The sequence below is a fragment of the Taibaiella sp. KBW10 genome (genome assembly GCF_003852495.1).
Taxonomy (GTDB): Bacteria; Bacteroidota; Bacteroidia; order Chitinophagales; family Chitinophagaceae; genus Edaphocola.
Genome location: NZ_QAJI01000002.1, coordinates 115,365 through 127,681, shown reverse-complemented (window position 1 = coordinate 127,681; position 12,317 = coordinate 115,365). Strand labels below are relative to the sequence as shown.

14 protein-coding genes are annotated in these 12,317 nt (G+C 39.1%); 6 read left to right on the top strand and 8 right to left on the bottom strand.

Translation table 11 applies throughout. The features are described 5' to 3' along the window. Positions 1-117 precede the first annotated feature (117 nt). Positions 118-576 carry a MarR family winged helix-turn-helix transcriptional regulator gene (locus DBR32_RS03970; protein WP_124635009.1) on the bottom strand — a complete coding sequence of 153 codons (459 nt, stop codon included), beginning with the start codon at positions 574-576 and terminating at the stop codon, positions 118-120. A 111-nt stretch (positions 577-687) separates the two neighbouring features. Continuing rightward, the gene (locus DBR32_RS03965) at positions 688-1,047 is read right to left on the bottom strand and encodes a VOC family protein (protein WP_124635008.1); all 360 of its coding nucleotides are present in this window, start codon (positions 1,045-1,047) and stop codon (positions 688-690) included. Between the two features lie 238 nt (positions 1,048-1,285). Here DBR32_RS03965 and DBR32_RS03960 point away from each other — a divergent pair, with 238 nt between their 5' ends. The 3 genes from DBR32_RS03960 to DBR32_RS03950 all read left to right on the top strand — a co-directional run bounded on the left by DBR32_RS03960 (position 1,286) and on the right by DBR32_RS03950 (position 3,207). Then, the gene (locus DBR32_RS03960; RefSeq protein WP_124635007.1) at positions 1,286-1,513 is read left to right on the top strand and encodes a hypothetical protein; all 228 of its coding nucleotides are present in this window, start codon (positions 1,286-1,288) and stop codon (positions 1,511-1,513) included. 87 nt (positions 1,514-1,600) lie between these two features. Continuing rightward, entirely contained in the window at positions 1,601-2,491 is an 891-nt protein-coding gene (locus tag DBR32_RS03955) for a DUF692 family multinuclear iron-containing protein (protein ID WP_124635006.1), read from the top strand. After that, complete coding sequence (locus DBR32_RS03950; RefSeq protein WP_124635005.1) at positions 2,482-3,207, top strand: hypothetical protein; 726 nt, start codon at positions 2,482-2,484, stop codon at positions 3,205-3,207. The genes DBR32_RS03955 and DBR32_RS03950 overlap by 10 nt, the downstream gene beginning before the upstream one ends. A gap of 30 nt (positions 3,208-3,237) precedes the next feature. Here DBR32_RS03950 and DBR32_RS03945 read toward each other — a convergent pair whose 3' ends face one another. The 4 genes from DBR32_RS03945 to DBR32_RS03930 form a co-directional block, all read right to left on the bottom strand. Then, positions 3,238-3,687, bottom strand: coding sequence for a hypothetical protein (locus DBR32_RS03945; protein ID WP_124635004.1), 450 nt, complete (start codon positions 3,685-3,687; stop codon positions 3,238-3,240). A 14-nt stretch (positions 3,688-3,701) separates the two neighbouring features. Next, on the bottom strand, positions 3,702-5,957 hold the full coding sequence (locus tag DBR32_RS03940; protein ID WP_124635003.1) for a peptidase domain-containing ABC transporter: 2,256 nt from the start codon (positions 5,955-5,957) through the stop codon (positions 3,702-3,704). A gap of 312 nt (positions 5,958-6,269) precedes the next feature. Beyond that, positions 6,270-7,142, bottom strand: coding sequence for a cation diffusion facilitator family transporter (locus DBR32_RS03935; protein WP_124635002.1), 873 nt, complete (start codon positions 7,140-7,142; stop codon positions 6,270-6,272). Between the two features lie 112 nt (positions 7,143-7,254). Beyond that, positions 7,255-7,482, bottom strand: coding sequence for a VF530 family DNA-binding protein (locus DBR32_RS03930; protein WP_124635001.1), 228 nt, complete (start codon positions 7,480-7,482; stop codon positions 7,255-7,257). A gap of 317 nt (positions 7,483-7,799) precedes the next feature. Between DBR32_RS03930 and DBR32_RS03925 the strand changes: the two genes are divergently transcribed. Next, a complete protein-coding gene (locus DBR32_RS03925; protein ID WP_124635000.1) occupies positions 7,800-8,372 on the top strand; it encodes a hypothetical protein in 573 nt (190 codons plus the stop codon). Positions 8,373-8,599: 227 nt separating this feature from the next. On the opposite strand, the gene DBR32_RS03920 is transcribed toward DBR32_RS03925, so the two are convergent. Then, complete coding sequence (locus DBR32_RS03920; RefSeq protein WP_124634999.1) at positions 8,600-9,322, bottom strand: fatty acid desaturase; 723 nt, start codon at positions 9,320-9,322, stop codon at positions 8,600-8,602. Positions 9,323-9,950: 628 nt separating this feature from the next. On the opposite strand from DBR32_RS03920, the gene DBR32_RS03915 reads away from it, so the two are divergent. After that, positions 9,951-10,511, top strand: a complete 561-nt coding sequence (locus DBR32_RS03915; RefSeq protein WP_124634998.1) for a biopolymer transporter ExbD — start codon at positions 9,951-9,953, stop codon at positions 10,509-10,511. Between the two features lie 24 nt (positions 10,512-10,535). Here DBR32_RS03915 and DBR32_RS03910 read toward each other — a convergent pair whose 3' ends face one another. Further along, complete coding sequence (locus tag DBR32_RS03910) at positions 10,536-11,129, bottom strand: hypothetical protein (RefSeq protein ID WP_124634997.1); 594 nt, start codon at positions 11,127-11,129, stop codon at positions 10,536-10,538. Between the two features lie 364 nt (positions 11,130-11,493). Between DBR32_RS03910 and DBR32_RS03905 the strand changes: the two genes are divergently transcribed. Beyond that, on the top strand, positions 11,494-12,138 hold the full coding sequence (locus DBR32_RS03905) for an NAD(P)-dependent oxidoreductase (protein WP_124634996.1): 645 nt from the start codon (positions 11,494-11,496) through the stop codon (positions 12,136-12,138). The last annotated feature ends 179 nt before the right edge of the window (positions 12,139-12,317 follow it).

Here is a 12,317-nt window from a genome sequence, read left to right as displayed (position 1 = left end):
CAGCTATGTTAATTGCAAATTAATTTCTAATGCTTTTGCTATTCAAAACAGAAAAGGCATTTTGTACTTTTTCCTGATTTGGGCAGTTCTGCCTCGCTTTGTATTAATGGCAGTGCTTTAATCACTATTCTTGTCAATAAGGTGTACCATATTTTTATTGAAGGAAGAAAGTTTGTCGTTCAATGGAGCAAAAAAATCTAAATCAACATTTTCGACTTCGATGAGGGCTTTTTGTAAAACGGCTTCGCCATGGGCCGTGAGTCTAATTGTTTTTGCTCTGGTGTCGATTTCGTGTTCTTGTCGTGTAATGAAGCCTTTATCTGCTAATGTTCGCAACACTTTTGACACCATCATTCTGTCCGCATTACTTTGATTGGCAATGTCCGTTTGGGTTACAGATGTATTTTTCTTTGAAAGCCACCCTAAGGCGGCCAGTAATACAAACTGTGTTTGTGTCAGATCCAAAGGGTCTAATACTTTTTTTTGTTTACGCTGCCATAACATAGTCAATTGTCCTAGCAAATAACCAGGGCTATCGTTTGGACTTTTAAAATGATATTCAATTTCTTTAGGCATAATTATGTCAAAGTATTTGGGATGAGATTTGTGTTTGCTTATTGTACCTGAACAGTTTGTTAGCCGGCTTCCGTTTACCTGTATTCAGGCGTTCTTTTATAAAAAGGTACTTTAATTTGTCTCCAAAAAAGTAAGTTTATATCCGTCTAAGTCTTTTACATGGAACGCTCTGCCAAAAGGGGTTTCTATAATCGGGCCTACTGTCGTAACGCCATTAGCAATGAATTTTTCACTTAGTTCATTTACTTTTTCATTAACGGCAAACCAAATAGCCACGCCAATACCCAGCTCTCTTCCCTCGATAGGTTCAAGAGGTGTACGAATAGCAAAACTTGCTTGTCCTTGCTCGTACTTAAAAACGCAGGCTTGAGGATTAGTGTCGCTAATTTCAAATCCCAATTTTTTTTCATAGAAGTCTTTTGAGGCCTCCAGATCTTTCACTTGTAGTGATGCAAATGTCAATTGTTTCATTATTTTAAATTTATTGTTGTCGCAAATATAATATACATGACAACAATTTGCAAATAATTTTTATTTTTCGACTTTTATTGTGCTTATGAGCCGAGATGGGTTATTAATTCTCAAAAGAGTATCTACACATAAATGCGTATTATTTTTTTTATTTTTTATAAAAAACACTATCTTCGGAATAAATATAGCGGAATCCGAAAAGCTTAAAGAGTAGGAGTAAATTAAAAAAATATCTGCCATGGAAAGTCAAAAAAAAATGGACGCTTTCAAGTCTTCAGAATTAACGAGCATTGAAACAAAATCAATTATTGGTGGAGATGGTACCGATGGACAAAAACCACCGGTAGATCCAACTTGTCCGGCTTGCAGATCAGGGTTTCCTGCTCCGACTTGCCCAGCCTGCAGATCGGGTTTCACAGGAGGCAAAATTACCGATTATGTAGATACCTTTACAGAGGTAATCTAACGCAAACTTCTTTATAAGATAGACACAGCAGGCTTATGGCTTTTGTTGTGTCTATTTTAATTTCTAACCTGTAATGCAGCACACAGTATGAATCAATTTTTGGGTGTTGGGATTTTGTATAATCCCTCATTAGAGACCTATTTTAACCTATACCCCGACTCCATAAACTACATAGAAATCATACCGGATATCTGGTTTACCGATAATGGGGTTGGTCAAAAGGACCGGTTTACCATGTCTCCCGGGTATGCCTCAAAGATCCACAAACTGGGAGAACAATGGCCCTTGGTAGCCCATCATGTGGGTTTCTCCCTGGGTACGGCGGGTTATTTCGACAATGAATATCTGGAGAATGTAATGAAGCTGCAGGAGACGTATAATTTTGCATGGAATAGCGATCATTTGTCGTATTCTAAAGTACATGATGATGAAGTGACCGAATACAGTACCTGTTTGTCGCTCCCGCTACCTTTTGATGATGAGGTAATCGATATGCTCTCCAGCAAAATCAAACAAATCAAACAAACGATCCAGACGCCTTTTCTGATGGAAAACAATGTTTATTTTGTCGAGATTAAGAAGGAGCAATATGCAGAGGGCGCTTTTCTTAAAAAGCTAACGGAAAAAAGCGGTTGTGGCATCTTGCTGGATCTGCATAATGTGCATGCCAATGCCACCAATTTTAAATTTGACCGTAAGGCCTTTGTGGACAGCATTGATTTAAGTACAGTAGAAGAGATGCATATTGCCGGGGGTAATGTGGTCGGAGAAATGTATTTGGATTCCCATTCGGGTAGGTGCAATGATGAGGTATGGGAACTGCTGGACTATGTCGTACCTAAATGTCCCAATCTCAGAGGTGTGACGTTTGAGTTCCATGAATCCTACTTTGAAACGATGGGCAATGAAGGTATTTATGAGCAGTTGGAAATGGCGAGAAGCATTTGTTCAAAATATAAAGAGATAGTATGCCTTTAGTAGATTTTCAGCAGGCCTTTGCTGATTTGGTTGCAGATCCTGCCTTGTGCAGGGCCATAAAGAAAACACCCGAATTAATGAATGAAAGGTATGCGCTTACTGATATTGAACAGGAGCGGCTTCTTGACATTCTAAACCAAAGGGGGATGGTGACCAATTGTATGTTGTATCAGATCAACCGGTTTACACCTTTATTTGACCTGATGCCCTACAGTTGCAAAATGTTGAGTAAAGAGATTAAGCAACATACACGTGCATTTTGGGATGATTATATAAAAACCAATTTTCAATTTAGAGATGAGGTATTGCTCTTCGCGAGTTTCTTATTGCAGAAAGTTAAAGAAGGCAAATTGGATCATTTACCCCATTTGCATGATGTGCTTAATTTTGAAATGACCTACAACAGCATTCGTTTTGATGTGTTTGAAAGTACGGAGCAAAATGTGGCGATTTACCATCCGGTACTTGACGAAAAAACAAGACTCTTGTATGCAAACTATGAACTGAGGGATTTGATAGATGAAGTAATCCAAAATGAACCCGGACATGTTATTGAGGCCGATAAGATCCGTAAGGTAAATAGTTTTTACCTGATACAATATATAGATAGAATAGATATGGTTATGATACCCGAAACCCTAGTGCAAGATATTCTTGCCGGCCGGGTTTCTGAAGAAGATAAGGCTTATCACGCCGGATACTTTAAGCGGCCATAATAAAGCGCCACCACTGCACCTGATAGCCTCTTATTGCTTTGTTTTTTCGGTCAGTTTTTTGAAAAAATGTTCTGCTAAACTAAGGTCGCTTAATAACACTATTGGTGTATTTATTCCGTCGGCCAAAGCTAAAGGAGGCTTATTATTGTTTGTATTTATCCTTAACTCGACGGTCATAAATTCGCCGGAATCTTTGGAAGAGATTACATTGTGCACAATCACTTGTTCTACGGGATAGGTGGGGGCTTTCTGCCCCGGTAGGGTAAGCCCTAAGGCCTCCTTTTGCAAAAGATGTGTATCTGTACGCCCTGGTATCCGTACGATCAAAGTATAGGTATTCTGATTTGGGTGAGATTGGCTTTCTATCGCCTTACCCTTTATCGACATTGGATAAGGTATACAAAAGGCCAGGCTGCATACCAGCAGCAAAAAGGCCAGGGCAATCAGTAGTCCATACCGGGCTAAAAAATTAGGTTTCATTTTTAATCGTATTATTAAGTCCCCAATTCAAGTTGGTTTTTGACCAACTGATAATATTTACCTTTAAGTGCCGTAAGCACTTCATGATTGCCTTCTTCTACAATACGGCCTTTTTCGAGTACGACGATTTTATCTGCATTCTTTACGGTACTCAGGCGGTGCGCCACCACCACTACGGTTTTGCCTTTAAAAAAGCTTTCTAAATTTTCCAGTATCACTTTTTCATTGTTTGCATCAAGTGCATTTGTGGCTTCGTCAAAAAGAAGTATTTCCGGATTTTTATATACAGCCCTGGCAATAAGTATTCTTTGCTTTTGTCCCTGACTGATTCCGTTACCCTCCATACCAATCTTTGTGTCATAACCAAGCGGCAGGTTGTCTATAAACGATTTCAGGTTAGCAATATGTACCGCATACTCCAGTTGCTGCATATCAACCTTATCCATACCCAGCGCAATATTATCCCTTATCGGGAGGTTAAAGATATGTCCATCCTGCATTACGCTACCTACTTGCTGCCGCCAGTAAGCAGGAACAATAGATCTTAGTTCCGTGGCCTCCGGGCCAGATGTAGTTTGCATTGCTGTCTCTTCCCGTACCGTTATCGATCCTGTGTAGCTGTGATCATAAAACTGCTGCAAAATCTTCAATAGGGTTGTTTTACCGCTACCGCTCATGCCAACGATTGCCGTTACTTTTCCGGCAGGAATCTCCAGATCAATATTGTTCAGCACGCGGTTTTCTTCGCCGGAGAGGTAGCCGAATGCCAGGTTATGTACAGAGATACTTAAATGTTGTTTTGGATGAGCGACATCAGTACGGTCGGTTAGCAAAGGCTCTGCTTTTTCTTCATGTATTTCGTTAAGCCTTTCAAGAGATATTTTGGCATCCTGAAATTCTTGTATAAAGCCGGTGAATTGCTGTATCGGATTGTTTAGTGCGCCCAAAATATATTGTATGGCCAGCATCGCGCCTAAGGTGAGTTCCCCTTTGATAACTGCGGCCGCTACGAGGCCTGTTACCAGTAGATTTTTTCCTTCATTGATAAATAAAGCGCCTACCTGTTGTACCTGACTAAGGGAAAGGTTCTTGAAACTGATTGTAAATAGGGACCGCTGCAACTCTTCCCAGCTGGTCCGGAAATGCTTTTCTGCATTATGCATTTTGATCTCTTGCATGCCATGCACCAATTCCAGTGTAGCACTGTTTTCCTTAGCTGCAACTGCAAACTGCATATAGTTCAATTGCCTTCTCTTTTTCAGGAAGAGCGATACCCATAAAAGATATAAAATGCTGCCAATGGCAAATATGATGAATACGGGGATACTGTACAGCAGCATCACAACAGAGTACACAATCAGGTTAATAATAGAAAATAAGATGTTTACACTGCCTCCCGTTAAAAAACGCTCTATCCGGTGCTGATCGCCTATACGTTGTATGATATCGCCGGTCTGTTTGGTATCGAAATAGGCAATGGGCAGGTGCATAAGTTTTTTCCAGAAATCGGTTAACAGGGAAAGGTTAACAGCAGTACTGATATACAATAATAAAGCTTGTCTGGAAAAGTCGATTAGTGTACGGGCTAAGAGCAGCATCAGCTGCGCGATCAAAATAAGATATACGAAGTTGACATCTTTAAGATGTACCCCTTTGTCTACGATCGCTTCGGTCAGAAAAGGGATCAGTAGTTGAAAAAGGCTGGCGACCAACAGGCCGAATATGACCTGGATAAAATATCCTTTGTGCTGCATCAGGTATGCCCATAGCATGTGCCAGTTCACTTTTCTGTTTTGCGTGTCCGATGTGTCGGCCTCCTGATGTATCGCATCAAAATTTTCTTCTTTTTCTAATAATATAGCAACGCCTTTATCGCTATACTCGCCTTGCCAAAGCTCCTTAAACGTGTCTTCATCTATATTCATGAGACCCTCCGATGCCGGATTGGCGATCGTATAAGTAGTTTTATGCCCCGATTGTTTCGTAGCGATTTTGTGGAGTACTACGAAATGACTATTCTCCCAATGAAGGATACAGGGCAATGGTGCTTGTTTCAGCTCCTGCAGACTGACCTTTACGCCTAAGGTGCTAAATCCTATTTGTTTTGCCGCATTGGTAATAGACTGCATACTTACGCCTTGTTTGGTGGTCTCGCAGATCCTTCTCAGTTTTACAATACTATATTCTTTGCCATATTGTTTCGCTACTATTCTCAAGCAAGTAGCCCCACAATCCATCATATCAAGCTGTTTGTAAAATGCGTATCTCAATTTTTATTGGGTATGTAGTGAACAATCGGTATGCTTATTAGTCAAAAAGGATACAGCATCGCTTTTTATCCCTGGCGAAAGGGAATGCCTTTTGTGCTGTAACCCGAAAATAAAACATTACAGGCAACTTATTCACTAAAATTTCCCCTGTTTGTAAAATAATGGAATATATGATGCTTCGTTTTATTCCGCATCCTTGCATATAAAATCGGGCAGCACTATGTTGCGTGCTGCCCGATAAATAAGTGATATTTTTTGAGATAAATTATTCCTATAAAAAACGGGGAACAATATCCGTTCTACGAACCCTTCTTAATCCTGACTGGGTTCTATATGGATTAAAATATGTCCCAGTTGCGGCATTTGTTGTTGCAAGGAATCTTTAAGCTGATGAGCCAGCATATGGCCTTCTTTTACAGAAATAGTACTGTCCACAATAGCGTGTAAATCTACATGGTATTTTGTGCCGGATTTCCGGATAAAGCACTTCTCTGTGCCGATAATACCGGCCACGGTTAACGATTTTTGTTTGATTTCCTCAATTAAGTCACCATATACATTCTCATCCATAATTTCGCCCAATGCCGGTCTGAATATGTGATAACAATTATATAGGATAAAGGCCGAGGCAAAGAGCGCCGCAAAATCATCTGCACTTTCATATCCTTTCCCCAAAATCAAGGCAATAGAGATGCCGATAAATGCGGCTACCGAAGTAATGGCATCGCTCCGGTGGTGCCAAGCATCGGCTTTTAAAGAGGAACTTCCCGTTTCCTTACTTTTTTTCATCACAATCCGGAACGAAAGTTCTTTCCAGATAATGATTCCGGCTAACACAAACAAAGTCCAGGGTTTGGGGAGTTCGTGAGGTGTGCCAATATTCTGAACACTTTCGTAAGCGATTATGGTGGCAGAAATAATCAAAAAACCGACAACAATAAAGGTGATCAGCGGTTCTACCCGTCCGTGGCCATAAGGGTGATTCTCATCTGCCGGTCTCTTGGCATATTTGAGCCCGAGGAGTACCAGGAAAGAAGAAAGGATATCTACCGTAGATTCTATGGCATCGGCAATCAAAGCATATGAATTGCCAAAAAAGCCAGCCAGCCATTTTAATATAGATAAGCCGGTATTTCCAATGATACTAAAATAGGTGGCCTTAATGGCTTTGTCTTCGTTGGACATTTTGCTTATTTTATGAATATTCAGGCTTATATTTTCTTGCGGTCAACAGACAAAATCATATACTTCGGATCGCTCAGTATGCCTTGAGCAATCCGGGTCTTTACGAGGAGTATTACTGTTGCTTCCTTTTTATTTTCAGGTACAGGGCCTCGACTTTTTCGCGTGCCCAGGGTGTTTTTCTTAAAAAGGTAAGGGAAGACTTAATACTAGGATTTTCATTAAAGCAATTTATGCGTATGCGGCTGCCTAGTCCTTCCCAGCCTCCATAATAATCCAGAAGATATTCGATAATTGTATCTAATCTTACTCCATGTAAAGGATTGTTAGCTTGTTCGTGCATGGCGTAAAAGTAGCAAAAAATTATATTTTATCGGGGATGACTTTCTAATTGAGGAGATGTGAGCCGTACAGGTAAAGCAAAGCCCGAAAATTGATTGCCTTAACCCTACGGAAATCAACGGATACAGTACTAAATTCCATTGGACAATTCTTATAATAATCATTGTCCAAAAAAGGGTTATAATAAATGATATGTAAAATTATTTATTGTTTAAATTGTTTATTTATAGCTATATGGGGAAAATAAATAAGCTATTTTGGGATTATTAAAATCGTTTTTAGTATGTTGTGTTTATAAATAAATGCTGCCATATTATTATGAAATACATTGTACTGATTATCCTATTATTTTCTTTTTCGGCGTCGAATGGACAAAAAGCGCTTGAAACGGTTAAGTTACGTTCAAGGGGGAGTGTAGCCCCAGGGGCAAAACCGGTTATCCCATTTTTTGAAAACTATTTTTATAGCTATAATGCCACCGCTTCAGATGTCTATGGCGACACTACCTTTGCTTTGGCCATAGACACATTTTTAAAAGCAATACAAGATAACCCGGAGCATGAACATGGGACGACCATTGGAGACCGGAACACGTACCATTTGGCACTCCTAAAACTGGACACGCTTATTACGGTAAGCTACAAGAAGATCTACAAAAAACTGAAAAACCCGAGAGATAAGGAGCTATTCAAAAGAAGCCAGGACAATTGGAAATTATATTTTGCCAGTGAAATGACCTTCCTGGATCAAGTGTATCATGTAAATGGACCGAATTACGGACTTGGACGGGAACATGCTATTACACAAGTTCAGTGGGCTTTCCAAGTAGCCCGGCAAAGATTAATCCTTTTGAAAAATATGGGAGACCAGCTTGCTGATAAAGACGAGTAAGCCCAAAGGACTCCGCATAAGGGATGTGTATTTTATACGTTCGTTCCACTTTTGAATGCTGTTGTATTAATCTGCCATTAATGCCCATGAGCGGGTAGTGTTATGAAGGTTCTGTGCCGGGTACGAAAACCAATCAACATAATAGAAATAGAAAGGGTTGTAAGTTAAAGCTTACAACCCTTTCTGTATTATTTCGATACCTAATCAAAGCTTATTGAAAAATGAGCCTATCTGATCTTAATGATTCTGCACAGATGTAATAATCTCATCGCTTGAAACCCCATATCCCATTCAAACCATTTTGATGCATTGTTTGGTTTGGTAGGATGCTTGTGGTGGTTATTGTGATAAGCCTCACCCCAAAATACCAGATCAATAGGAAGGATGTTTTTAGAAGTATTGGCCATCGCGAAGTTCTCATACCCGAATTTATGTGCCCACCAGTTCACAATCACTCCCTGGAAAGAGCCCATTGTAATGGTTACCGGCAATAAAATCCACTGCCACCAGGCGGTGACAAGTAATGCGTAAATGAATACATAGATTCCGATCCAGAATAACCGGGCGAAGCCACTATGTGCGATTTTGTCGAAGGCTTTCCAATCGGGTAAGTTCTTCTTATATTTTTCCTCTACTACTTTTTTGCCAATATAAATATTAAAATAGCTATTCCTGGTCAGCCACATCATTGCAAACGGATTAGGCTCATTATGTGGAGAGTGTGGATCTTCGGGCTTGTCGGTATGGGCGTGGTGTAACCTATGCATCAGTCCGTACGTGTAAGCACTGATGTAGGAAGAACCCTGAGTAATGAAACAGCCTATGTAAAAGAGCCGTTCCCAGGTCTTTGTCATCGTAAACGTATTATGGGCAGCGTAACGATGATGAAAAACGGATTGGAAAAATAAAGAGGTATACCAATGAATGATAAAAAAAGCCAATATTGCCATGCAGAATGTTGTTTGTGTAGATTAAGAAAACAACATCAGGTTTGAACATTGCATTAATATATCTAAATTAGAAAATCTTATACCATAATAACGTAGATATATACAAAAATAGTATTTGCTACGATCGCTTTTGCGCCTATAAGCCTAAACGATAGCCGCAAGATACTGTTTATTATTTATCATCACAGGTATGTATACGCATAAGGTGCGCTGTGTCACTATTTTAAAAGATACTGCTCCGGTTTTCAGTAAATTTTTCGTCCAAGTATATTTTTCAAGAAACGGCAATTTTGAATCGCTATCAATCGGAAATATCCCTTATGTATCATACTTCGGTGTCTTAGGAATATGCGATCAGATAGGACTTAAGCTTAGTCAGCATAATCGGCTCAGCAGTGAGCGGGTGATGTCCTCTTTTTGCATGTTAAGCCATAAATAATATTTCCTAAAAAAAATTGTGAAAAGCTTTTTTATGTACGTCTATTATTTGAAGGATACAGAAAATCCCAATCAGGAATGTTGACTTTAGGTTGTCCGCACTTAGATGAAGCACATTTACGATATTCAAATATTAATTAACTATGGGAAAGGAATACCCGTTATTACTGTCCCCTCAAAAAACAGAGCTATGGCTGAAATGCAAATAAAAGCGGGCAAAGCTACTCCCCGGGTAGACCTCACCCCAATGGTGGACTTAGGATTCTTGTTGATCACCTTCTTTATGTTTACCACAACCATGACTAAACCTAATGCGATGGAGCTTCAGATGCCGTATAAAGAGGATCATATGGGGCCTAAGACGATTAGTCTTGTCAAAGAAAGTACAGCAATGACCATTCTTCTAAGTAAAGATCATCGTATCTATTATTACTATGGTATCGGCTCTGATCCTGTACGTCCGCCAGTGTTACAGGTATCCGGTTTTAAAGAGCTGGATGGTATCAGGGATGCAATCATTGCAAAGAAGAAAATGGTACAGGATTTAATTGCTCGAGGTAGTGATAACCTTGATGCAACAGATAAATTGACGATAATAGTTAAGCCGGCAGCAAATTCCAGTACTGATGACCTGATCAATATATTGGATGAAATGACGATCAATTCAGTACCTATTTATGCGGTAGTAGACATTAGCCCGGTAGATTTGGCCTTTATCGCGGCAACAGAAAAAGAAAATGGCATCCAATAAGTAAACATCCGGCTTATCTGAGCACTATTTTTTGGGAAGCCTGCAATTAAAGGGGATGTTTTGAATCGCGTTTATATACCATTTGCCATTTTTGTTGGAAAGGAGGTAATGGTATGTAATATTACAATAAGGGAAATGCATACGCACATCGGCAGTGTTGTGGTCAAGCAGCTTTTCGTTGATTGCAATTTTGTCAATATTTTTTATATCCTTCAAGAAATCCTCTTGCGTTAAAAAGAAACGATCGTATTGAAAGCCTTCCGGTGGCCCGTCGTTTTGGGGATTTTCTTTAAAATTATGATCTGCATCTTTAAACCAGTTTCGGAGCGTCTCGAAATATTTTTCGGAAAAGAAACCGGTTTCGGACAGTGCGCCGATATATGCTTCCACTCCTTTGAAATTGATAGAATAGGGCGGATTTTCTTCCTTTTCTTTGAGCGCTAAAACACCCATATTGATGGTATTCGTTTCCAGAGAGGAACACTTTTCCCAATGTGTGCCGTACCATTTTACAAAGGCCCGAACGGTTTCCGCAGGTCTTGCTTGCTTATGGTTTTGAGGCGTTGCCTGAGGATTAAGTACGATCAAACATAAAAGCAACAGGAGCATGTTTTTCATGTGCTAATTTTTTTTGTTTTTTCAAGCTGTTAGAGACAAGCGTATGCGTATATCGTTTCGGGGCTTTGCGATGGTGGGGCAATCTAAGCACGAATCTTCAATTTTGTACAAAAGTTCAATCGAATAACGAACCTTGAACTTTGCAATCAGCCCGACTGACGCAAAACCCTTGTTAGCAGTAGTGTTTTCTTCGGAGTCCGCTTGTTTATGTCCTACTTTTTTCTTTACATTTGTAGTATTAAAATCTCTTTATAAAATATTGATTTTCATTTTAATAAAAGTCTAATGGCTTTTGTTAGTTCGTATTTTTCCTTTGGAAATTTACGAACAGTAATTCTATTTTCAAATTTTATAAAGAACAAAAATGAATAATAAATTCAAAATCGCTGTGATTGGCGGTACAGGTAAGTCAGGGAAATATCTTGTCAAACAATTAATAAAACAAGGTTTTCAGTTCAAAATGCTTCTTAGAAATCCTGATAATTTTCAAATAAATAATTCACTTGTCGAGATTGTAAAAGGTGATGTAACAAATGCCAATGCTATCAGCACCTTAATAGATGGTTGTCAAGCGGTAATTAGTACGTTAGGTTTGGGTATTCCTGCGAGTGAACCAACAATTTTTAGTCAAGCAACTACCAATATTATACAAGCAATGAATGAACACAAAGTTCATCGGTATATAGTAACTACCGGGTTAAATGTTGATACGCCTTTAGATAATAAAAGTCCTAAAACATTGTTCGGAACTGATTGGATGAGAAAAAATTTCCCAATTTCAACAGCAAATAAACAATCTGAATTCGATATTTTGTCAAACAGTGAAGTTGATTGGACTTTGGTAAGGCTTCCTTTAATTGAGCAAACTGACGAAAGCGGTGAAATAATAGTCAGTTTAGAAGATTGTCCTGGCGATAAAATAAGTGCAACTGATTTAGCGAATTTTCTAATTAAACAATTGTCCACCGACACATTTGTTAGAAAGTCGCCATTTATTGCAAGTGTCTAAATTTGTCAATAGTGAGTCTGAAAATGGCTCACTATTTTATTTTCGTGGGTTCGTCATAACATTACTGCCAACTTACTATCAATTGTAATAGAAACCGTAATTATAAATATAAAGGAAATAGGTAAAGTCTTACATGTAAATAATAAAACAGCGGCTACCTTATTCATAATTCTATCAGC